Annotated in this window: 21 protein-coding genes; 10 read left to right on the top strand and 11 right to left on the bottom strand. The window is 36.5% G+C overall.

The genetic code is table 11. The features are described 5' to 3' along the window. Window positions 1-6: 6 nt before the first annotated feature. The 5 genes from ACPUVN_RS17545 to ACPUVN_RS17525 all read left to right on the top strand — a co-directional run bounded on the left by ACPUVN_RS17545 (window position 7) and on the right by ACPUVN_RS17525 (window position 5,891). Entirely contained in the window at window positions 7-552 is a 546-nt protein-coding gene (locus tag ACPUVN_RS17545; RefSeq protein WP_426359022.1) for a heme NO-binding domain-containing protein, read from the top strand. A 3-nt stretch (window positions 553-555) separates the two neighbouring features. Beyond that, the gene (locus tag ACPUVN_RS17540) at window positions 556-1,524 is read left to right on the top strand and encodes a sensor histidine kinase (RefSeq protein ID WP_426359023.1); all 969 of its coding nucleotides are present in this window, start codon (window positions 556-558) and stop codon (window positions 1,522-1,524) included. 332 nt (window positions 1,525-1,856) lie between these two features. Beyond that, complete coding sequence (locus ACPUVN_RS17535) at window positions 1,857-2,573, top strand: matrixin family metalloprotease (protein ID WP_426369537.1); 717 nt, start codon at window positions 1,857-1,859, stop codon at window positions 2,571-2,573. 648 nt (window positions 2,574-3,221) lie between these two features. Next, entirely contained in the window at window positions 3,222-4,757 is a 1,536-nt protein-coding gene (locus ACPUVN_RS17530) for an FG-GAP repeat domain-containing protein (protein WP_426369536.1), read from the top strand. A 72-nt stretch (window positions 4,758-4,829) separates the two neighbouring features. Beyond that, complete coding sequence (locus tag ACPUVN_RS17525) at window positions 4,830-5,891, top strand: phospholipase A (protein ID WP_426359026.1); 1,062 nt, start codon at window positions 4,830-4,832, stop codon at window positions 5,889-5,891. Between the two features lie 22 nt (window positions 5,892-5,913). On the opposite strand, the gene ACPUVN_RS17520 is transcribed toward ACPUVN_RS17525, so the two are convergent. The 3 genes from ACPUVN_RS17520 to ACPUVN_RS17510 form a co-directional block, all read right to left on the bottom strand. Next, a complete protein-coding gene (locus tag ACPUVN_RS17520) occupies window positions 5,914-6,795 on the bottom strand; it encodes a peptidoglycan DD-metalloendopeptidase family protein (protein ID WP_426359027.1) in 882 nt (293 codons plus the stop codon). A 184-nt stretch (window positions 6,796-6,979) separates the two neighbouring features. Beyond that, entirely contained in the window at window positions 6,980-7,927 is a 948-nt protein-coding gene (locus tag ACPUVN_RS17515) for a response regulator (RefSeq protein WP_426359028.1), read from the bottom strand. 101 nt (window positions 7,928-8,028) lie between these two features. Continuing rightward, window positions 8,029-8,502, bottom strand: a complete 474-nt coding sequence (locus ACPUVN_RS17510; RefSeq protein ID WP_426359029.1) for an NYN domain-containing protein — start codon at window positions 8,500-8,502, stop codon at window positions 8,029-8,031. A gap of 135 nt (window positions 8,503-8,637) precedes the next feature. Between ACPUVN_RS17510 and plsB the strand changes: the two genes are divergently transcribed. Then, window positions 8,638-11,055 (top strand): glycerol-3-phosphate 1-O-acyltransferase PlsB, encoded by a 2,418-nt coding sequence (gene plsB / locus ACPUVN_RS17505; RefSeq protein ID WP_426369535.1) that lies wholly within the window; start codon window positions 8,638-8,640, stop codon window positions 11,053-11,055. A gap of 145 nt (window positions 11,056-11,200) precedes the next feature. On the opposite strand, the gene ubiA is transcribed toward plsB, so the two are convergent. Then, a complete protein-coding gene (gene ubiA / locus ACPUVN_RS17500) occupies window positions 11,201-12,061 on the bottom strand; it encodes a 4-hydroxybenzoate octaprenyltransferase (RefSeq protein ID WP_426359031.1) in 861 nt (286 codons plus the stop codon). Window positions 12,062-12,125: 64 nt separating this feature from the next. Continuing rightward, complete coding sequence (locus ACPUVN_RS17495; RefSeq protein ID WP_426369534.1) at window positions 12,126-12,698, bottom strand: chorismate--pyruvate lyase family protein; 573 nt, start codon at window positions 12,696-12,698, stop codon at window positions 12,126-12,128. Between the two features lie 325 nt (window positions 12,699-13,023). Between ACPUVN_RS17495 and ACPUVN_RS17490 the strand changes: the two genes are divergently transcribed. Then, a complete protein-coding gene (locus tag ACPUVN_RS17490) occupies window positions 13,024-13,404 on the top strand; it encodes a flagellar basal body-associated protein FliL (RefSeq protein ID WP_304367477.1) in 381 nt (126 codons plus the stop codon). A 127-nt stretch (window positions 13,405-13,531) separates the two neighbouring features. Here ACPUVN_RS17490 and glpG read toward each other — a convergent pair whose 3' ends face one another. From glpG to ACPUVN_RS17470, 4 genes are all read right to left on the bottom strand, one after another. Further along, a complete protein-coding gene (glpG, locus tag ACPUVN_RS17485; protein WP_426359033.1) occupies window positions 13,532-14,401 on the bottom strand; it encodes a rhomboid family intramembrane serine protease GlpG in 870 nt (289 codons plus the stop codon). Further along, window positions 14,398-14,733 (bottom strand): thiosulfate sulfurtransferase GlpE, encoded by a 336-nt coding sequence (gene glpE / locus ACPUVN_RS17480; protein ID WP_426359034.1) that lies wholly within the window; start codon window positions 14,731-14,733, stop codon window positions 14,398-14,400. Before glpE ends, glpG begins: the two co-directional genes overlap by 4 nt. Window positions 14,734-14,901: 168 nt before the next feature. Further along, window positions 14,902-15,927, bottom strand: coding sequence for an L-threonine 3-dehydrogenase (gene tdh, locus ACPUVN_RS17475; protein WP_426359035.1), 1,026 nt, complete (start codon window positions 15,925-15,927; stop codon window positions 14,902-14,904). Window positions 15,928-15,940: 13 nt separating this feature from the next. After that, the gene (locus ACPUVN_RS17470; RefSeq protein WP_426359036.1) at window positions 15,941-17,140 is read right to left on the bottom strand and encodes a glycine C-acetyltransferase; all 1,200 of its coding nucleotides are present in this window, start codon (window positions 17,138-17,140) and stop codon (window positions 15,941-15,943) included. Between the two features lie 297 nt (window positions 17,141-17,437). Here ACPUVN_RS17470 and waaA point away from each other — a divergent pair, with 297 nt between their 5' ends. After that, window positions 17,438-18,724, top strand: a complete 1,287-nt coding sequence (waaA, locus tag ACPUVN_RS17465; RefSeq protein ID WP_426359037.1) for a lipid IV(A) 3-deoxy-D-manno-octulosonic acid transferase — start codon at window positions 17,438-17,440, stop codon at window positions 18,722-18,724. A 75-nt stretch (window positions 18,725-18,799) separates the two neighbouring features. Here waaA and ACPUVN_RS17460 read toward each other — a convergent pair whose 3' ends face one another. Next, complete coding sequence (locus tag ACPUVN_RS17460) at window positions 18,800-19,861, bottom strand: glycosyltransferase family 9 protein (RefSeq protein WP_426369533.1); 1,062 nt, start codon at window positions 19,859-19,861, stop codon at window positions 18,800-18,802. 51 nt (window positions 19,862-19,912) lie between these two features. Here ACPUVN_RS17460 and ACPUVN_RS17455 point away from each other — a divergent pair, with 51 nt between their 5' ends. Next, complete coding sequence (locus ACPUVN_RS17455; protein ID WP_426359039.1) at window positions 19,913-20,656, top strand: 3-deoxy-D-manno-octulosonic acid kinase; 744 nt, start codon at window positions 19,913-19,915, stop codon at window positions 20,654-20,656. A 172-nt stretch (window positions 20,657-20,828) separates the two neighbouring features. On the opposite strand, the gene ACPUVN_RS17450 is transcribed toward ACPUVN_RS17455, so the two are convergent. Next, window positions 20,829-21,488 carry a TetR/AcrR family transcriptional regulator gene (locus tag ACPUVN_RS17450; protein WP_304367469.1) on the bottom strand — a complete coding sequence of 220 codons (660 nt, stop codon included), beginning with the start codon at window positions 21,486-21,488 and terminating at the stop codon, window positions 20,829-20,831. Window positions 21,489-21,682: 194 nt separating this feature from the next. Between ACPUVN_RS17450 and coaD the strand changes: the two genes are divergently transcribed. Beyond that, window positions 21,683-22,165 carry a pantetheine-phosphate adenylyltransferase gene (gene coaD, locus ACPUVN_RS17445; RefSeq protein WP_426359040.1) on the top strand — a complete coding sequence of 161 codons (483 nt, stop codon included), beginning with the start codon at window positions 21,683-21,685 and terminating at the stop codon, window positions 22,163-22,165. Window positions 22,166-22,232 lie beyond the last annotated feature (67 nt).

Below are 22,232 nucleotides of genomic sequence, written 5' to 3'. Positions count from 1 at the left end.
CTTACGATGCAAGGTTCAATTTTTACAGCTTTTTCAGACATGATTATCGATAAAATGGGTATGGAACAATGGAATGAACTGTTGGAAAGAACAGAACCCGCTTCCCAAGGTATTTATACCAGTGGTGAACAATACGAAGACAGTGAATTAATAAACATGGTAGTCGCGCTATCAGAAAAAACAGGTATAGAGCCGGAACAACTTATACAAGCTTTTGGTCAATATTTGTTTACATCTCTTTACGAGGGTTGTCCTACAGATATTTCTAATATCGATTCGTTACGAGAATTTTTACTACAAATAGACAGTGTTATTCATGTAGAAGTAAAACGTGTTCACCCTAACGCTTATTTACCTAAATTTGAATACGAAGATGGAGAAGGTACTGATTTGATTATGTATTACAGCTCTAAGCGTAAGCTTTGTCATACCAGTATTGGTTTGATTTATGGTGCAGCTAAAAAGTTTGATGAAGACATCAGCATTTCGCATCCTGAGTGTATGCATTCAGGTAAAGATCGCTGCAAACTTATTATCAAGTTCAAGGATTAGACATTGCCAGATAGCAACCCTTACAAAGTAGCCTATGAAAGAGAACGTATGGCGCGTAAAAAGGCAGAGAAATTTCTCGATGATAAAACTCGAAGTTTGTACGACAATATTGTTCAATTACAAACAACAGTTCATGCATTACAGGAAGCTCAAGATCAATTAGTGCAATCTGAAAAAATGGCTTCTATTGGTCAACTTGCTGCTGGCGTTGCTCATGAAATTAACAATCCTATTGGCTTCTCATTAAGTAATCTAACAACATTAGCTGAATATGTTGAATCGTTCGTTAAGCTCGACGATATGGTTATTTCGAATGTTGATACATTAGACAAAAACGAACTTCACACTCAATACCAAATCCTCAGAAAAGAAGAAGATATAGACTTTGTTAAAGGTGACCTAAAAGGTCTGCTTGGCGATACCATCAAAGGTTTAAACCGAGTCAGTGCAATTGTTTCTAACTTGAAAAAGGTGACTCACGCTGGCGAGCTTGAAATGAAACCTTGCCAGATTAACGATATTATTGAAGAGTCGATAAAAGTTGTATGGAACGAATTAAAATATAATATGGAAGTAGAGAAATATTTTACTCCAATACCTTTAATAGCTTGCCATTCTGGTGAAATTCACCAAGTACTGATGAACCTTTTCATAAATGCCTCTCATGCATGTGATGAAGAAGGCTTGTTGATCATAAAAACATATACCAAAGAAGCACAGGGTAAAGGCTGGATAGTGATTGAAGTCAGCGATAATGGCAAAGGTATGCCAAGTGAAGTAAGAAAGAAAATATTCGACCCATTTTTTACCACTAAAGCTGTAGGTGTTGGCACAGGTTTAGGGCTTTCTGTATCTTTTGGAATTATTGAAAAGCATCACGGTACAATAAAAGTGGCAAGCGAAGAAGGTATAGGGACAACGTTTACGATTCATTTACCCCTACATGAAGAAATTGAAGCGAGTTCGCCTTAATTTTGATTATTTGATGTCTATAAAAAGATAATCTTCGCTGCGTTAACTCACCCTTATTGATAAAATAAACCTAAAAACTCAACTCTCCCTCGTTATGGACTTGTTAGCTAATTGATCTTGATTGTTTACCCGTTATTAATGCAATGTTAACTCGTTATAAAACACCTCTTCTTTCTCTTCATAACGGCTTCAAAATAGCTTCGAAACAAAAAGACAATTCCCTTATATTTCAATGAAATGAAATAAATACACCACTAATTTTGCAGAAGTAATTGCGCAATTATATAGAAAGCCTAAGCTTAATAAAACGAATAATATTAAGAATAATAATGATGAAAAACTATATAACATTAATTAAATCGCTTTCAATCACAGCCGCTCTCTTGTTAACTTTTTCGAGTCAAGCTGGTATATTTTCAGGATCTAAATGGGGAGATTCGACAGTAGGCACATCCGGTGGTGAAGTGACATGGAGCTTAATGGCTGATGATATTTCATGTGAAGGGTTTTACGAGCCTGACGATTGCAGCACAACAGCCTTATCAAACTTTATGCCTGACGGTTATGTTGACGAAATAGCACGTGCTTTTAGTATGTGGTCGGATATTGCCGACATTACCTTTAATATGGTACCTGACGGAGGCGAACGCTTTGGCGGAACACCAAGTGCAGATATTCGCCTTGCAGGTCATTATTTTGATGGTACAAATGGTGAACTAGCACACGGTTATTATCCTGCAGGCTATACAGGAGGAGACATACACTTTGATACGGGTGATAGTTGGAGTATTAATGGTTATATCAATGTTTTTTCTGTTGCGCTTCATGAAATTGGACATGCCATAGGTATTAAACACTCAGACAAAAGTAGTGCAGTTATGGGAGCTAGTTACAAACCTGTCACAGGCTTAACGAATGACGATATTGAAATAGCTCAGTTCATTTACGGCGAATCACAAATCCAAACAGCCGTTCCAGAACCAAGCTCAATACTTTTATTTATGTCGATGATTGGTTTAGTCTTTGTCAATAAACGTCAAAAAAATTAGGAACAAGGTTATTACTAATAAGTGTTAAGTACGGTTACGCCTCTTATATAAGTAATTATATAGACAGCTATAAGATCCAGCCAGACTAGTACCTATAAAGCATTCGCTATAACGAATGCTTTTTTTATGTCTTATTTTGCAACTAATACCAAACGAATTAATTTATTGAGCAACTTAGAGCTACATTAGCAAGCTTAGACCAAGCAAAATTGATTAAACATAGTTATTCTATATTTCTTTAATTTTGTGATGTTATCAGTTTGCTAATGAGCTCCCGAAGGGCGAGAATTTAAAGGCTCATATGCCGCGTTATTGATTTTGACAAGGTTCCTACATGGATGTAGGACATTAGGGTAACGCAGGAGCAGTTACCGAGAATAACCATTCTCTTCAATCAATGCCTCGCCTACATGGATGTAGGTGCTTAGGTTCAGTATGGAACTATGAACCTGTGCCTCTAAGCCTTTAAATTCTCGCTAAGTGAGCAATAAATTAGTCCGTTTGGTATAATTATCTTTTCACCCATCAAACTAAATAATCTAAACTCGGGATAGGTAGTTGAGTATGTTATAAAAACAACGTTTAATATAAACAATGTTATTTATCAGAAAACCTCTTATCTACTATTTCAAATTCAGGTTAAATAAAATGCTATTGAACTGTAAAAACCCTTTGTCTTTTACCATGATGTTACGCCTAGGTTTATTCATATCATTAATATTTAGTGCTTCTAGCCACAGTAAAAATAGCTACTTTGATGAATCAGAGATCGTTACACCTTTTGTACTAACTCATTCTTTATACCCTGTAGATTTATTAGAAAATGCAGGCAAAGAACTTGTCACTTTTGCGTTAGATGATGAAAGTAAACATTGGTTATTGGTTTATGCTCTTAATGAAGAAGGTAAATATAGCGAGGCATATAAAACTCTTTTACCCAATGACTTCTATAGTTTTGATATTTCATCTTCATCGGTAAAGCAACTTCAAACACTCTACTTTCTGTCGAGCGACAGTGTTTTCATCTTAAATAGTCAACTTATCGATAGTCAGGCATCTTTTAAAAAAGTACAAACCGTTTCATCTATCGCGATGGGCAACAATAAACAATATCTTATCAAGGGCGACTTTCTTACTCGCTTAAATAACGATAATTATGACGACATTTACCTAGCGGATTTCAATAACGCTCATGTATTAATACAATCAGAGCAAGGCTTTACAACATCAAGTTTACCTATCAAAGTAGAGTCGTTATTTACCCCAGAAGTTATGGAATACTTTCATATAAAGCCCTATTTTGAAGATGTGAACTTCGATGGTTTAGCTGATGTTATCTACATCAACAAAGGCAAGTTTACTTATTTTCTTCAGCAAAAAGACTCAAGTATCAGCCCTACTCCCAACTACCTTGCTGTAAACAAAATGATCACGAGCTTAGACTGGTGGAATACCTTGGATGTAAACGGTGAGAAACCCGATCAAAGTGAATTACATTACCGAAAAATAGAACAACTTAAAGATATTAATAACGACAATATTACTGACATGGTGGTGCGATTTACACAAAGTGAAGGTGTATTAAGTAAAACCAACGATTATGAAATTTACCTTGGTAGAAATACAAATAATCACCTGAGTTTTCTAACCGAAGCTGATAGCGCAATTAAAGCAGAAGGTACGCTAACAGATATCCAGTTTGTTGATATTAATAACGATAACAAAGATGAGATCCTCGTTGCTGGCTTTGATATTGGTTTATCGCAAATTATTGGTGCTTTGCTTTCAGGCAGTATTGATCAAGATGTTCATCTGTTTTATATGGATGAACAATCTCACTTCAATAAAGATAATAAAGTGACTAAAGAAGTGGAGCTGAACTTTAGCCTAAGCTCAGGTACAAGTGGCAGCCCAGTAGTAACTCTGTTAGATGTAAATGCTGATAATTTGCAAGATTTAGTATTGTCTGATGATGACGATACTCTCAAAATCTATCTCGGTACAAACAACAAACGTTTATTCGCTAAAAAATCAATAAAACATAAAACTCAATTACCTAAACAAGGTGACATGCTCATCACTAACGATATAAATAATGATGGTAAAGACGATATTTTAATAAAGTACGGACGTGAAGATAAAAAAGATTTACGTAAAACCTTTAAAATTCTAATGTCGCGATAGCTGCTTTCATAGTCGTTAAGCATCAACTACAATAGAGGCAATCGTTCTACTGAGAAATGTTTCATACACTCTATGCCTCATTCATTAATACAATTTTATCATTCAGCTGTAATATCAATAAAAACAAGTATCGCCCTGTCTTTATTAGCTTTACTGTTTTTTCCTGGTTTTGCACAAGCTGAAGAGGTGGGTGATAAGTGTATTTTAGATACCATTAAAAATTCTCAAATAGCCTTAACTTACGAGCAAATTAAAGAGGCATGTGCTATTGAAGACGTCGCTCTTACTCCACAAGAAATCATCCCGAAAAAAGCAGCACCAAAAGGTCGTTTAGCGAAAAGAAATATCAGTGAAAAACGTAACGCATTTGACCCTTATGTAATAACACCTCACAAGATGAATTATATCTTACCTGTTAATTATACTAACAAGGTAAACCGAGAAGTTTATGCAGAAAGTAATGACTGGAGCGAGAGCCTAACAAATACCGAAGCTAAGTTTCAAATCAGTATCAAAGTACCGCTAAACAAACAAAGTATATTTACACCTTACGACGGTATATTCTTTGGTTTCACATTACAGTCGTGGTGGCAAGTTTATTCAGATGGTATTTCCAAACCTTTTAGGGAAACTAACTATCAACCTGAGTTGTTTTACTACGCGCCACTCGATTTAACTCTTTTCGAAGGTAATACCGGTTTTGCTGTAGGTATAGAGCATCAATCAAATGGAAGAACTCAGGGTTTATCACGTAGCTGGAACAGAGCTTATGTAAACTTCCTCTATGAAAAAGACAACTTTACCTTTTCCTTTCAACCTTGGTGGCGTTTACCAGAAAGCGACAAAGAGTTTTTCTTAGATCCTGAAGGTGATGATAATCCAGACATTAGTGACTTTATGGGATATTTTCATGTAGCCACTGTGTATAAATGGGATGTGTACGAGTTTACTTTTATTGGCCGTGAGAATTTTGTCACCCACAATGGTGGCATGGAACTCGGATTAACTTTCCCACTTTGGGGGAAATTACGCGGTTATTTACAATATACCAATGGCTATGGCGAAAGTTTAATCGATTATAATCATTCGCAGCAAACACTTGGTCTTGGTATTGCCCTGACTAACGTTTTATAAACTAAAAAGCTCACGGTTTTAGCTATAAAGATTGCAGCTTCATGCCACGCTTAGGCGTTACCTTTTTACCATTCGATTCAAAACCAAAAGAGATTGATTCAGTGCTAAATCCTGAATTTCTATAAATAATGAAGTGCAGATGAGGTCCTGTTGAAAAGCCAGAAGAACCTGACCTCGCTAAAGTATCGCCCACAGCCACTTCATCACCTACTTTAACTGTCGCAGTTCCTAGCAGAATATGACCATACAAGGCATAACTGCTGTCAGAATGTAATACCATCACTCGGTTGGCTTTATCTAAAAAATAAGCTGTCTGCCCACCCATATGATAATCATCTTTCACATCAATTACGGTTCCAGCACGCGCTGCTGTAATATACGTACCTATAGGTAAAGCAATATCAACAGCAAAATTATTAGGGGGTTTGTTATGAGAAAATTGACCGTTAAACCCTTGAGTGACTTGTTTAGATAAACCCGACGAAAAAGGTGGTTTATATAAATAATTATCAATCTTAGCTGCGGGATCACCCATGATCCAACGATAAGTAAATTGTGGAACTTCATTAGTATTTGAATAAAGAATTTTTTTGGATTTCCCCCAAATTACATGACGGAATCTTTTTTGGCTTTCTGTAAAAGTTAATTCTATTTCTATGGGCACATATAAAGTATTTTCAGCCAAGATCTCATGCATTCCACCATCATTCAATATGTAGGTTTTAACAGGCGATACCTTTTTCTCGACGTCTGCATATTGTGTTTCTTCTACTTTCACATCAGTAAGTGGAGGTTGATCGCTAAAAACCCAATTGCCGTTACTGTCTTTATATTTGTAAACGTTGCTCGCGAATACCGAGCTCCCTATCAGACACAAACAGATGATAAAATATATGCGTAACATCAGTCTATTTAAACTCCTTTTATTATAACGCCCTACTTCTTAGTCACGGAATTCGTTATCACATGCGTTTATTTAAGCTCAATCTACTCTCAGCTAAACAGCGCATTCAATAAAGTTACAAACATAAAAAAGGCTAACCTTAGCTAGCCTTATGATTAATCTACTTTGATTTATGCTGTTTTTATTAAGCGATTTTCAAATAGTTTTTAATAATTTCTGTGCCGTTATCGGCTTGTATTGGTTTAAAAATGAAACCTGAAATACCATAACCTTCACATTCTTTAATCAAAGTTTGATCTGTAACTGATGACAACATAACAACAGGCACATTATGACCTGCAGCTCTAATAGCTTGTAAGGCATGATTACCATTCATTTCGCCCATAACAACATCCATAAACATAAAGTCTGGATTGTGCTCTTTAACCATTTCAACAGCAGTTGAGCCATCATCAGCTTCAAGAATATTGTTATAACCTAATTTACCTAACATTCTTTTTAATGCTTTGCGTATCATCGAGCTGTCATCAACCAATAATATGCTTGCATCGGTTGGTAAATCTTTAGTGTGAGTATTCGCTACACCCGTACTTTCTTCACGTTTGATGCCTGCAGATTGATAGTTAACACTACGTACTAACAGATTGAAATAGTAACGACCTACACCTTCAATCGTAATAGGTACAGTAACCACTTCTCTAACATCTTTGAGATATTTAGACATATCATCAACATTGTTTACAAAGTAAGGGCTTGAGAATTTGTAATCTAAGCTATAACGACCATGTAAATCAGTAGAACGTCCAACAATAGTGTTGCCCCATTCAGCCAAGGCATTACTTAATTCATCATTAATTTCAGTGTATTCGTATTTTTCATCAAACATGTTTTCACAAACAGAATTACCAATAGCAATAGCTGTTTCTGGGTAGTGATGCATCATAATAACACCATCAAGATGACCCGTTACATCTGAACAAACCGCATAACCTTTAAAGCGAAAGTCATCAACACTGTCCATAAAAATATCACCCGAAGAACCAGACAAATTGGTCATCGCTTTTAAACTTGCAATAGATTCTGTAATGAATGGATATAAAATTACTTTATAGATGGTATCAACTGACGACATTTAGATTCACTCTCTTTATTATTATGAACAATATAAAATACTTGATAGATCAGGTCTTTGCAAGATAATACTCGGTAAATTACTGTGTTAAAAGTGTCATATTACTGTAATAAGTTTTCTTTAATTTCGTGATAGGTAGAGGCTGCATTTATTAAGGAGTTAGCGGTTAATGACGGTACCCCATAAACCTGAGTTTCTACCTGATGTGTTGCGGCTATTTCAGTTAATAACATATCGAAGTCACCATCACCTGATAACAACACCACAATATCTACTTCAGCGGCAGTTTTCATAATATCGATAGTTATACCCACATCCCAATCACCTTTTGCAGAACCATCGCTGCGTTGAATAAAAGGCTTAAGTTTTACATTAAAACCGATGTGTTTAAGGGCTTTTTGAAATTTATGTTGTTGATCATCATTGCGTTGAATAGCGTAAGCATTAGCGATAACAATATCACCTTGGTAACTTAACTGTTCCCAAAACTTACGATAATTGAACTGCCTTTTGTAAGCATCTCTTGTAGTGTAGTAGATATTTTGTATATCAACAAAAACTGCGATTTTTTTCATGAATTCCTTCACTTAACTTTATAATATAAATAGGCGATGCGTTTATCAGCGTTAAGTCGCATAATACGACTTTTTTAAGACAAAAATACAAGATAGTGATAAAATATCACTGCGCTAAAATACTGAGTACACAAGATGTCAGCACTACGTTCGTTATACCACTACTTATTGAAACTCCCATTAAAATTATTCGTAAAATGTAAAGTTATTCCAGATAACTTCAGCGATGGAAGTAATATCAATCAAGAACAACCTATTTTTTATGTAGTGAGATACCAATCATCCAGTGATGTTATTGCATTGCAGCAAGCCTGTAAAAAGTTAAATCTGCCTAATCCATTAAAAAAAGTCACTATTAATGGTAAAAACTTTCCTCGCGTTTTCTTCTTAGAAAAAACCTCTTCTGTATTACCCTGGAGAGAGAAAGGCACAACGAACGCAATTGACAAAGGCTTAGATATTTTAACTGAGCATGAACTAGATTCAGATTTAGATGCACAAATGATCCCAGTTAACATTACTTGGGGACGTACGCCGACCAAAGAAAAGAACACCGCGAACGTGGGCACGGTAATAGCTGACGAAGAAGCCCCAACTTGGCTGCGCAAAATATTTATCGTGTTATTTACGGGGCGAGATACCTTAGCTCGCTTCAGTGAACCTATGTCTTTTAGATACATGGAAGACAAGCACGGCAGTAACGAAGCCACCGCTCATAAACTTATTCGTATCGCTAGATTCCACTTTTATCGTCAAACCATCTCTGTTACAGGTCCACGATTAATGCATCGCAAGCAAATGTTTACCGCGATGTTTGCCAATCCTGCTATCAAAAAAATTATTGCTGACGAAGTAAAAAGCAAAAACCTTCCTGAAGCTGAAGTGAAAAAACAAGCTTTAGCTATGATGGACGAAATTGCAGGCGATTATCGAGAGTCGATGATCAGCGTTGGTTCTCGTGTACTAACGTGGCTATGGAAACGTTTATACAAAAGCATTGAAGTGAGTAACGCCAATACGGTACGAAATTTAGCACAAGAAGGTCATGAGATAATTTATGTACCTTGTCATCGTAGCCATATGGATTACTTATTACTGACTTATATTATTGCCCAAGAAGGCTTAGTAACACCTCGTATTGCTGCAGGTATTAATCTTAACTTTTGGCCTGCAGGACCTATTTTCAGGAAAGCTGGCGCATTTTTCATTCGCCGTAGCTTTAGAGGTAACAGACTGTATTCAACTATTTTCAGAGAATATTTAGGTTTGTTATTTGAACGTGGCTACTCAGTAAAATATTACTCAGAAGGTGGCCGAAGCCGTACAGGTAGATTGCTTCCACCTAAAACGGGCATGTTAGCCATGACCATACAAAGTTTGTTGCGTGGCATAGACAGACCTCTCACCTTAGTGCCTGTGTATATTGGCTACGAGCATGTAATGGAAGTGGGTACTTATCATAAAGAGCTCAGCGGTAGCGAAAAGAAAAGTGAGTCATTCTTAGGTGTATTCAAAGCCATTAAAAATTTACGTAACTACGGTAAAGGTTATGTAAACTTTGGCGAACCTATTAATATTAATAAATTTTTAACGGATGAAGTGCCCGATTGGAAACAATCAATTAATCCAATTGATCCACAAAAACCTAAATGGTTAACGCCTACAGTTAATTTATTAGCTGAGAAAGTGATGACTAACATTAACCAATGTGCCGCTCTAAATGGAGCTTCATTGGTTGCGCTTATTTTACATGCAACCGATAACAAAGCTCTTTCAAAAGTAGAGCTAGAGTCACAGCTAGACTTCTTTCTAATGTTGCAGCGCGCCGCACCTTATAGCTCTCAACTAACAGTTCCAATAGATTCAGGCGCAGAATTATTAGCCGATGTCATCGCGTTAAATAAAGTAACAGTGAATGAAGATAGCTTCGGTACCATTATTTCTTTAGATGAATCTGACGCGCTTGAAATGCGCTATTACCGCAATAACATTCTGCATACATATGTATTGCATGCCTTGTTATGTCGCGTTCTAGAATGTAACTCAAACATATCGACTTCAGCGGTTATTGAGAAAATTCAACCGCTATTATCTTTGATCAAATCAGAACTATTTTTATGGGGTTCTGCACAAGACATGGCGGTGAACATTGAAGCGTCATTAAACGTATTAGCTGAACTCAATATTGCAGAACAAAGCGAGAGCGGTACTTGGGCATTACTAGAAGTAAATAATCAGCGTTCTAAATCAAGACTGCTGGCTGAATGTATTGACGAGACCATACAACGCTTGGCGATTATCTGTTCATTGATTTATCGTTTATCGCCTATCGATAAAGCGACATTTGAAGATAATGTTGTTTCGATTGCTAAACGTTTATGTGTATTAAATAATATTTCTGCACCTGAGTTTATCGACAAAAAAGCCCAGTCTTTACTTATTGCTAGCATGCAAAAGCTTGGATATATAGGTAATAACGACGATGGAAAACTTATTCCTACTGAGGCATTAACGCCGTTAAAGAGATATTATTCTCAACCTAACAGATATTGAAGTGCAGCAGAGTATTTCAAGATAGAAAGTATTTGTTTAAAGTGATTTTATTTTGAATTTGTACAGTAGATTATAAAACTTATACCTAGGGGATTTCGAAATGAATCCCCTTTTTTGTTTCTCTAAATACCGAGACAGGATTAACTTATAAGTACTCTATAAATATACCTAAGAAAACAATCAGTCCCACAAAGTGATTATGTAAAAAAGCTTTAAAGCACTTATCACGTTCTCTGTTTACAATTAAGAATTGTTGGTAGGTAAATAATCCTGCGCATATCACTATGCACAGTTGATAAGGCCAACCAAACGCCAGTATGTCACCTACCGTTAGTAATAAACCTAAGGTAATTAACTGTAAGAATAAGATAATACGCTTATCATAATCGCCAAATAAAATAGCCGTAGATTTAACACCTATTTTTAGGTCGTCGTCTCTATCAACCATGGCGTACATGGTGTCGTAAGCCACCGTCCAACATAAATTCGCAATAAATAATAACCAAGCAATTAATGGCACTTCACCTGTAGATTCCGCAAAAGCCATAATCATTCCCCAGCTAAAGGCAGCACCTAAAATCACTTGAGGCAAGTGAGTAATTCGTTTCATAAAGGGGTAAATAATGGCGAGGAATACCGCCACAAAAGACAACATAATGGTATAAGGTTGCAAGGTTAAAACAAGAATTAAGGCATTAATGATTAGAAAGGAAAATAAGGTGAGTGCTTCAGTAACACTTAATGCGCCCGTCACTAAAGGTCGATTTTCAGTGCGCTTTACTTGGCCATCAACTTTTCTGTCGGCAAAATCATTTATTACACAACCCGCGCTACGCATAATAAATACGCCTAAAGTAAATACTACAAGCAAGTGGTAGCTTGGCATACCTTCTTGAGCTATCCATAACGCCCAATACGTTGGCCATAACAATAAATAGGTACCAATAGGTTTGTCGATACGAGTAATCGAAACAATGGCCTGCCACTTAGCTTTAAATGCATTCATAATTAATTTCTATTTGGTTGTTTGTACAGAGTAATAGGTAAAATTAAGTCTTGAGTGATCAATTCTATTCAAGTGGTTGAGCAGTACGAGTTTCTGAAATCAACTCATAAGCAAAAGACTCAGGTAAAAAGACCTCAGCCACCATAATAGGTTTATTATTTAAAACAAAAACAGAACGTCGTCCCCAAACCGATGTTGTTGGCAAGTCTAACTGCTTAATTAAAGTAAATAGCGCACTTGATTGCTTAAAGCACGCCACTTCAATGCCTTTTCGGATCAAATCAGGATGATTAAACAGCACTTGCCCTAGAGGTTGTTCACCTAATTTTGCTAAGCTTTGTTCTTCACCTGTTAAACTTTTCAAGGGTAATAAACTACGTGCAAATACTTGTGGTTTGTTATCACAATACAACAACACCTCTCGCACCAATACTTGCTCGCCAGCGCTTATATCATCGTTAGCTTCAAGCTCGCTACACGCAATAATTTCTTGCCCTAAAACTTCAACACGAAACTCAGTGCAATGAGTTTTCAAACGCGCAGTTAAAGAGCCTGTAGCAAATAGCCAATCGCGCAAACCTTCATGTACAGAATCATTGTCAGGGTTAACTGAACTCGACCATAGTGTTTGGAGCATAACGGGAAATAAATGTGAATGAAGCTTCATAGTAAAAAATAGTGAATTAAAGACACTGAATCATATCAGGATTTACACCTTCACGCCTAATAGCTCAACCGATTTAGATGAGAAATTAAGGAAAAACCATCGCCTCAAAATTATCCTAAATGTTCAATTAGAATATTTTGCTTTTTGTAGATTAGTCTTTTCTTCAAACAACTCAACCAAATGCTATTCATAGCAATTAAATAATACCTTGATCAACTTGGTATAAACTGGAAAAACAGGTTAATCTATACTGTAATAGATTGTATTTATTACCTGAATTCGAGAGAGATTTAAAATGAAAAAGCTAATAATAGCCCTTTGCTGCTTACTTCCCTTTTCTTCTATTAAAGCGGCTGACTATGCATATTTCGGTTTTGAACCTTCAATAATTACGAACTATAGCGCCGTTAAAAAGAAAATGGGCTACGTAAGAATTAGCGTTGAATTGATGATTGAAAGTTCATCAAATTTCGAAATAGTGGAACATCATGCACCTTTATTACGTGACGCTATAATTACGATTATTGGTCAGCAACCTGAATCAAAGATTAAATCTATCAACGGTCGACATGAAATTCAGCGCTTATGTGAAGACAAGGTAAAAGCTCTTTTACAAAGAGAAACAGGTGGAACCTTAATTAAAAAGCTTTTATTTACTCAATGGTTAAGCGAATAAACTAACTTCTGATAGAGCTGATTTTGGTTAGCTTGGCTCAAATAAAAAAGAAGGGCGATATGTTTACATATCGCCCTTCTTCTATTTTAATCACTTAACTTTACTGAGTGTTTAATCCCTCAGATTTTTATTGTTTCGACACTTTAATTCTAAACCAAGCTAGTCCACAACCTGATACTAAACCTAATAGATGTGCAGTATTTGCCATATTTACAGGTAATACATCAGCAAAGCCCAACAACATAAAGAACAGCAAAAAGCCGACAATAGGTTTTGAAATAGTTAAGCCTTTTTCTGGCGCTAACCAACCGTACCACCATACATAGCCAAATAAGGCATAAACAACGCCAGACAAACCACCAAAATTTGGACCCGATACAATAAATTGACCGAAGTTAGAGATGATTGCTGAAACAAGAAATAAGTTAACTAACGCCCATTTCCCTAAAGTGCGTTCTATCGCTCCACCTATTTGCCACCACCACATAGTATTAAAAACAATGTGCATCCATGAAAAATGGAAAAACGCAGGACCAAGCAGTCGGTACGGATGTTCTAATAAATGATCAAATGTTAATTGTGGGAAAAAGCTAATTTCATTAAATATCGTGTTCCCCCAACCAACTAAACTTAATAGAAATACCAACCAACAAATAGCAAATATAACTAAAGTAACAACGCCAGCATGACGGAAAAATTGATCTTTAAATTGCGTGAGTATTGAAGGTCCATCATTTTGTATTTCAGCGACTTCACCATTATTCCAAGCTGCTTGCTGATACTTAGGATGATGAGGTTGTTTGATAAAATCTTCAAAAATAGCTTTAGCTTTATCTCTTTGGTTAACATCGCAAAAAATAACAAAAGTATTATCTTCAGGCACAACTTTAGCGGGAATTCTTTGGCTGATCAGGAAATTACAAAACAATAAGGCTATATTGTGATGTTTAATATCTACAAAAGCTTCTAGTGCTATCGATGTTTCGGTATTACTCATGAAGTGCTAACGTCACTCGGGTGCTCTAGTTGCCATTGAGTAAAACCACCATCTAATGAATATACATCAGTAAAGTCTTGGCTTATTAAGTATTGAGCAGCTTGTTGGCTTGAATGACCGTGGTAACAACAAACAACAACAGGTGCATCAAGATCAGCTTCGCGCATAAAATCGGAAAGGCTTTCGTTGGTTAATTCAATGGCGCCTGGGATATGTCCGCTTTTGAAAGAGTTAGGATCTCGAATATCAACAACGACGTAAGTTTTTTCGGCTAACGTTGGGTGTAATTCACTTATCTGCATGTGCTTAAAATTCGTTGTACTGTCTGACACGTATCTCACCTTCTCGTAAAAACTAAATATATTGTAGTTAAGCTAAATGCATTAACTCATTCGTCTAGAAGAATAATATCATTTTTTGAGAAGTTGTTTAGAAAATTATTTAGAGAGTTGTTTAAAGATATGTCGCCTAAAGCTTTCACTTTAGGCTTTTTGAAGAGATTAATTCCAGTCTAGAATAACCTTGCCTGATAAACCCGATCTCATCACATCAAAACCTTGTTGAAATTCATCAATAGAATAATGGTGAGTAATAATAGGAGACAGATCTAAACCTGATTGGATCAGACTCGCCATTTTGTACCAAGTTTCAAACATTTCGCGACCATAAATACCTTTAATAGTAAGTCCTTTAAAGATAACTTTGCTCCAATCAATTGCCATATCGGTACCAGGAATACCTAACATAGCGATTTTTCCACCGTTGTTCATGTTATTCAACATATCGGTGAAAGCCGTTGGCACGCCAGACATTTCCATGCCTACATCAAAGCCTTCGCTCATGCCTAATTCTGACATCACATCCGTTAACTTAGTTTTACTTACATCAACTGCGCGAGTAGCACCCATTTTCAAGGCTAAGTCTAATCGGTAAGGATTTACATCTGTTACCACAACATGACGTGCACCAACATGTTTAGCTACTGCTGCAGCCATAATGCCGATAGGACCTGCGCCTGTAATTAATACATCTTCACCCACTAAATCAAAAGATAATGCTGTATGAACAGCGTTACCAAACGGGTCAAAAATTGCAGCTAAATCGTCAGATATTTCGTCAGGTAATTTAAAAGCATTATAAGCAGGTATCACTAAATACTCAGCAAACGAGCCTGAGCGATTAACACCTACACCAACAGTATTTCGGCATAAATGTGTTCTACCACCACGACAATTCCGACAATGACCACACGTTATATGGCCTTCACCTGAAACTCTATCACCCATGCTAAAGCCTTTAACTTCTTGACCTATACCTACCACTTCGCCAGCATATTCATGACCAACAACCATAGGTACAGGTATAGTTTTTTGTGACCATTCATCCCAGTTATAAATATGAATGTCGGTTCCACAAATGGCAGTTTTGTTGATTTTAATGAGTAAATCATTGTGACCCATTTCGGGTTTAGGGCTATCGCCCATCCAAATACCAGGTTCTGCTTTTAACTTAATTAATGATTTCATGGTTAGCTCAGCCTTACTTAATAATATTCATTGATTGACCAATACGAATAAAGGCTTGAATAGCATGGTCTAATTGTTCTTTGGTGTGTGCAGCTGAGATTTGCGTACGAATACGCGCTTGGCCTTTTGGCACAACAGGAAATGAAAAACCAATCACATAAATGCCTTCTTCAAGTAACTTATTAGCCATTTCAGTCGCAACACTAGCATCACCTAACATCACAGGAATAATGGCATGATCAGCACCACCACAAGTAAAACCTGCGGCTTCCATTTCTGTTCTAAAGTATTGAGCATTTTCAATCAGTTGCTTACGTAAAGCATCACCATCTTTTAATAACTCAATCACTTTAATTGACGCATTAACAATAGCTGGCGCTAACGAGTTAGAAAATAAGTACGGACGTGAGCGTTGACGTAACCAATCAACCACTTCTTTTTTACCTGAAGTGTAACCGCCTGAAGCGCCGCCCATAGCCTTACCTAATGTGCCTGTAATAATATCAACCCGACCCATTACGTGACAAAACTCATGACTGCCTCGACCTTGTTCACCGACAAAGCCTACAGCATGTGAATCATCAACCATCACTAATGCATTGTATTTATCAGCTAAATCACACACAGCTTTTAAATTTGCGATAACACCGTCCATTGAAAATACACCGTCTGTAGCGATCAATTTAAATCGCGCGCCAGCAGCATCTGCATCTTTTAAACATTGCTCTAATTCTTGTGCATTATTATTCGCGTATCTAAAGCGCTTGGCTTTACATAAACGTACACCATCAATGATTGATGCATGATTTAATGCATCGCTAATAATAGCGTCTTCAGGACCCAATAAGGTTTCAAATAAACCTGCGTTAGCATCGAAGCAAGACGAATATAAAATCGTATCTTCCATGCCTAAAAATTCACTTAGTTTTTGCTCAAGCGTTTTATGAATATCTTGCGTGCCGCAAATAAAGCGTACCGACGCCATACCAAAACCATGTTCATCTAAGCCTTCTTTTGCTGCGGCAATAAGCTCAGGATGATTAGCTAAACCTAAATAATTATTCGCACAAAAATTAATAACTTTCTCGCCACTAACTACTGAAATAGAAGGCTGCTGAGCCGTTGTTATTATTCGTTCAGCTTTATATAAACCGTCAGTTTTTACCTGTTCGATTTGACTGTTAATGTGTGTATAAAAAGGCGATGTACGCATAATATTTAACGCTCCACTTGCTTTAAAGTTAATAGTGAATGTATAGGGCTAATGTCTTAGCTTAAATTTAGCTAGGTGTTGAATAATTACAAACTAGCCGATTAAAACATTGTACGCTATAGCGCACAAAAAGAAAGTTTAGCCGAGCTCAGCTTAAAGCTGCACTGTAAACTTTTGTCGCCAGTGGCTTATTTAAACGATTAAATTAGTAGTGTAATTAGGTATACTAAACCTGATCTAGGGATAAGCTGTATTATCTCAAGTTTAGATTGCCCACTTCTATCAAAGAGAATATTTGTGAAATACTTTTTATCTTTACTCTTCTATCGCGTTTTATTCTTTATCTTACTTCCCGTATTGCTACTCGTATTAGTGGTTCGATCTAAAAATCATCCAGAATACCGTCAACGTTTATTTGAACGCCTCGGCTTTATTGATAAAAAATTAAGTAAAAATGGCATTGTTATCCATGCAGCCAGTGTTGGTGAAATTATCGCTCTTAAAGCTTTTATAGAAAAACTATTAATTAACCAGCCAGTGACACCCATTACCGTCACGACTTTCACGCCTACAGGTTCTGCACAAGTCGAAAAGTTATTTTCAAACAGAGTTCAGCATTGCTACTTACCTATAGATTCATTTATTTGTACTTGGCTGTTTTTATCACGCCTAAAACCTAAAGCTATGGTGTTTATGGAAACTGAGCTATGGCCTAACTTGATCGCGCAATGTCATAATAGTCACATCAAGTTATTGCTAGTAAACGGTCGTTTATCAACAAATTCTATGAAGAGTTACAAAAAGCTGGCTTGGTTAATTTCACCGAGCTTACAAGCTTTTGATCAAATATTGACACAAAGCCAAATAAACCAAGACAACTTCACAGAATTAGGCGGTGAAGCGCTTGCCTGTGAACTTTCAGGCAACTTGAAGTTTGATATTTCAATCACACCAAGTATTACCAGTAAACAAGTGGAGTTAGCACAGTTTGTAGAAGGTGAGCGAAAATTATGGGTGGTAGCGAGTACACATCCTGGCGATGAAGATATTATTTTAAAAGCCTTTCAACCTCTGCATCAACAGTATCCAGACTTACTACTCGTTATTGTTCCTAGACATCCTGAACGCTTTGCTGATGTAGCTCAAATGGCTATAAATGCAGATTTTATTACGTGTAATCGCAGTGAAAACACACAAGTAAATACAACAACTGATGTTTGGGTATTAGATACTTTAGGTGAGTTAATGCCTATGTGTGCATTAGCTACGGTTGTAACTATGGGCGGAAGCTTTAGTCATATTGGCGGGCACAATCCTTTAGAACCTGCCTTATTTAAAAAGCCCGTTATCGTTGGCGCTAATATGAGTAACTTTACAGAGGTTATGCAGCAGCTAACTGAAGCTAAAGGCATAGTACAACTTCAGGGTATTGATAATGAAAGCGAGCTAGTTCAGGCAGTAACAGAACTTCTAGAAGATAACCATAAACAGCAAATTCTGGGTGAAAATGCGTATAACGTTGTGCTACAAAACCAAGGAGCTAGTGATCGGTCACTTGCTCATTTGAATAGATTACTTAATTAATAGATCGCCTGAATTGAAACCTTAAGACGTAGATTTCAATTTATGTTCGTATTCAGGCTTATCTTTAATGCTAAATTAAATAGAATAGAAGTCTTCAACCACCAAGTTAATTTGACTTTTAACTTGCTCGACAGTCACTCTATCCATCAGGTCACGTCCTTTCGCTCGAACGCCCCAAGGCAGTTGACTGTATGGTTTACCTTTTTGCTCTTCAATCACTTCATCGTAACAACTAGCTACATACTTTTGATATAAGTAAGGTCCGACTTTACGTGGATTACTGTGGGCATATAAACCGACAACAGGCGTGCCTACGGTAACCGACATATGCGCAGGCCCCGTATCTGGAGCAATAGTAATGTGAGCAAGCTTTAACATGGCTAACAATTGTTTAAGTGAGGTTTTGTCGACTAGGTTAAGAATACTGGCTTCGCTCTGCCGACAAATATACTCAGCTAATTGAATGACCATTGCGGTTGAGCCACCACAAAGCACTACACGAAATCCTAATTGATCTAAATAATCAGCCGTTTGCGCATAACCTTCAACATGCCAATTACGCTCAGATTTTTTTGACGCTAAGCTAATAACAGCGATAGGTTTTTGATTTGTTGAAAATAAGGTTTCATGCGCCCATTGTTCATCACTTTCAGGTACGGGTATATTCCAAATAGGTTCGCTAACCGTTAAACCTAATACTTGGGTGAATCCCATAAAATCATCAATCAAGTGAGTGTTAGGCTGTGGTTGAGTTTTATATTTGGTGAATATCCATTGACCTGCTTTCGCACGTTTTATATCAAAGCCTATTTTAGTTTTTGCGGGAATAAAAAAGCTAACTAAGTTTGCACGTACAGTAGCTTGCATATTCAGCAATATCTCAAAGGTTTGACCTTTCATGTGTGCACGAAAATCGCTATAACCACTTAGTCCTGCTGACTGATCAAAAGCAATAATTTCTATTTTCTCTAAGCCTTTAAGTAAACTCGCTTCGACTTTACCGCAGACCCAAGTGATTTGAGTATGAGGCCATTGTTTTTGTATACTTTGAACAGCGGCAACTACATTACATACATCACCGATACCCGATAAATGCAAAACACATAAATTTTTTGGCGCTGCTAATTGACCCAGCATAGATGATTCACCACAATAGAGAGATTAAACGCATATAATTGGTCTATTATCTTGAACCCTTCAACAATTGTAAAACCCTGTAGCAAAAAAGTTTTTGAAAACAACACTATATTCTGTCTTTTTGATGACAATGAAATAGAAAATTTTTCACAAGACTTACTCGATAGTCACTACTGGCAAAGCAATAATCAGGTTGTTGGCACCGCACAAGGCCGAGGTACAACTTGGTTTATTGAAGTTGATAATAAGCAGTGGGTACTAAAACATTATTACCGTGGTGGTCTTATTGGTAAATTTAATAAAGATTCTTATTTATTTTCAAGTAATGACAATACGCGCGCCACAAAAGAGTTTGAACTATTAAACCAATTACGTGCGTTAGATTTACCTGCACCCAAGCCTATTGCTTGCCGTGTTATAAAAAGTGGTTTGTTTTATAAAGCCGACATTCTTACTGAACGTGTTTGCAATGCGCAAGACTTGATTTCGTTATTGATTAAGCAATCAGTGAACGCAGATTTATGGCATAACATAGGTAAAACGATAAAAGCTTTTCATGATCACGATGTTTATCATCACGATTTGAACATTCATAATATTTTGATTGATGACCAAAACAAAGTTTGGCTTATCGATTTTGATCAAGGTGAAATAAAAACAGGTTCATCAAATTGGAAAGAAGAAAATATGAGCCGATTATTACGCTCATTTAATAAAGAAAAAAACAAGCTAGAAGCGCTACATTGGCAAGCAAATGAATGGGATTTATTACTAACGGGTTACACTAGCGAATAAGTGCTGATTTGAATACTCGTTTGATCAGTGGATATAAATTAACTAGAACGTAAACAATCACGTACGGATTGTGAATACATTGCGTAAATTAATTTTTCAATATCGGAAAAATTAAGCTGTTTCAAAACCACGATAACGTTTAAAACAGCTTTTTCAGTTTACAATGTATGTTCTAGGCAGTTTCAGACAAGCTAGCTTCTAAACGTTTACGGTACATAGTACGTGCCGCTAAAAATTCATCTTTAGCTGAGTCGCTAATATATGGATGAATAATCACTAAAATCTTCAATACGCCTTGATAGAATACAGAATCGTTGATTTCAACGTCGTTATTTTGAGTTTGGTAAAAGCTTAACCAGAAAGTGTTTACGATACGTAGAATACTTACGATGTCAGCTAAGTCAGCATCATCAAATTCCATCATGCCTGCGCCTTTTAATGAAATTAAAAGCTGGCTAACTCTATCGCCAATCACAGTTTGCACTTCAACAAATTTAACATGTAATAACGGGTTCTTTGCCAGTAAAACAGGTAAGTTACTGTAGAAGAAGCGGAACTTCATCATCGCTTGAAATACCATATCCATGTACAGAATAATAGAATCTAGTGGTTTAACTTCGGGCGATACTTCGGGCATGCTTTCTAATAAAAGTGTTCGAGCATATTCTTCATATATAGACAGAATAATGTCTTCTTTATTACGGAAATGGTAGTAGAGATTCCCTGGACTTATGCCGAGATCAGCCGCGATATGATTCGTGGTAACATTTCTTTCGCCATGTTCGTTAAATAAAGCGATGCTAGCCTGAATTATTTTATCACGAGTTTTCATTTATCTCACTTTTGGTTTATAAATTCTCTAAAACTGATCTACCTATATTACTACCAAATACGACAAGGATGGAAGTTTTTCGAGTAATTACTTTATATTTAAATTTTTTCTAAAAAATCCATTATCAATTGTCTTTTGAATTTAAGGCTATTCCCCTTACAATAGCTCCCAATATCCTTAAAGTAGATTATTCTATGACTATAAAAGCTATATATCCTGGAACATTTGATCCAGTAACAAACGGTCACACCGATTTAATCACGCGTGCGAGTAATTTATTTTCTGAAGTTGTAGTTGCTGTTGCATCAAACCCAAGTAAAAAGCCTTGTTTTGATTTAGCTGAGCGCGTTGAGTTAATTAAAAACGTTATCCAACATTTACCTAACGTTACTGTTGTTGGATTTTCAGGATTGTTGGTTGATTTAGCTAAACAGCAAAATGCTGCGGTATTAGTGCGTGGTTTACGTGCAGTATCAGATTTTGAATATGAGTTTCAATTAGCTAGCGTAAATCGACAATTATCGCCTAACTTAGAGTCAGTGTTTTTAACGCCATCGGCAGAAAATACCTTTATCTCTTCAACCATAGTTAAAGAAGTATCTTTACATAATGGCGATGTAACGAGTTTTGTTCACCCCATCGTTAAAGAGGCTTTAGACAAAAAGCTAAAATCTTAACACCAACAAATATTCTCGATAGTTATACCAATTTAAATAATAAAATTAACAACTTGGTATAACTTCA

It is taken from the genome of Pseudocolwellia antarctica, assembly GCF_049933045.1.
Classification (GTDB): Bacteria; Pseudomonadota; Gammaproteobacteria; order Enterobacterales; family Alteromonadaceae; genus Pseudocolwellia.
This window is presented reverse-complemented; position numbering and strand designations above follow the sequence as displayed.

Coding starts and splice junctions, on each gene's coding strand:
- coaD (WP_426359040.1), top strand. CDS start 21,683: ATGACTATAAAAGCTATATATCCTGGAACATTTGATCCAGTAACAAAC.
- ACPUVN_RS17510 (WP_426359029.1), bottom strand. CDS start 8,502: ATGAAAAAAATCGCAGTTTTTGTTGATATACAAAATATCTACTACACT.
- ACPUVN_RS17460 (WP_426369533.1), bottom strand. CDS start 19,861: ATGCTGGGTCAATTAGCAGCGCCAAAAAATTTATGTGTTTTGCATTTA.
- ubiA (WP_426359031.1), bottom strand. CDS start 12,061: ATGAATGCATTTAAAGCTAAGTGGCAGGCCATTGTTTCGATTACTCGT.
- ACPUVN_RS17495 (WP_426369534.1), bottom strand. CDS start 12,698: ATGCTCCAAACACTATGGTCGAGTTCAGTTAACCCTGACAATGATTCT.
- ACPUVN_RS17525 (WP_426359026.1), top strand. CDS start 4,830: ATGCCTCATTCATTAATACAATTTTATCATTCAGCTGTAATATCAATA.
- ACPUVN_RS17490 (WP_304367477.1), top strand. CDS start 13,024: ATGAAAAAGCTAATAATAGCCCTTTGCTGCTTACTTCCCTTTTCTTCT.
- tdh (WP_426359035.1), bottom strand. CDS start 15,927: ATGAAATCATTAATTAAGTTAAAAGCAGAACCTGGTATTTGGATGGGC.
- ACPUVN_RS17450 (WP_304367469.1), bottom strand. CDS start 21,488: ATGAAAACTCGTGATAAAATAATTCAGGCTAGCATCGCTTTATTTAAC.
- ACPUVN_RS17470 (WP_426359036.1), bottom strand. CDS start 17,140: ATGCGTACATCGCCTTTTTATACACACATTAACAGTCAAATCGAACAG.
- ACPUVN_RS17530 (WP_426369536.1), top strand. CDS start 3,222: ATGCTATTGAACTGTAAAAACCCTTTGTCTTTTACCATGATGTTACGC.
- plsB (WP_426369535.1), top strand. CDS start 8,638: ATGTCAGCACTACGTTCGTTATACCACTACTTATTGAAACTCCCATTA.
- ACPUVN_RS17515 (WP_426359028.1), bottom strand. CDS start 7,927: ATGTCGTCAGTTGATACCATCTATAAAGTAATTTTATATCCATTCATT.
- ACPUVN_RS17535 (WP_426369537.1), top strand. CDS start 1,857: ATGAAAAACTATATAACATTAATTAAATCGCTTTCAATCACAGCCGCT.
- glpG (WP_426359033.1), bottom strand. CDS start 14,401: ATGAGTAATACCGAAACATCGATAGCACTAGAAGCTTTTGTAGATATT.
- ACPUVN_RS17520 (WP_426359027.1), bottom strand. CDS start 6,795: ATGTTACGCATATATTTTATCATCTGTTTGTGTCTGATAGGGAGCTCG.
- ACPUVN_RS17545 (WP_426359022.1), top strand. CDS start 7: ATGCAAGGTTCAATTTTTACAGCTTTTTCAGACATGATTATCGATAAA.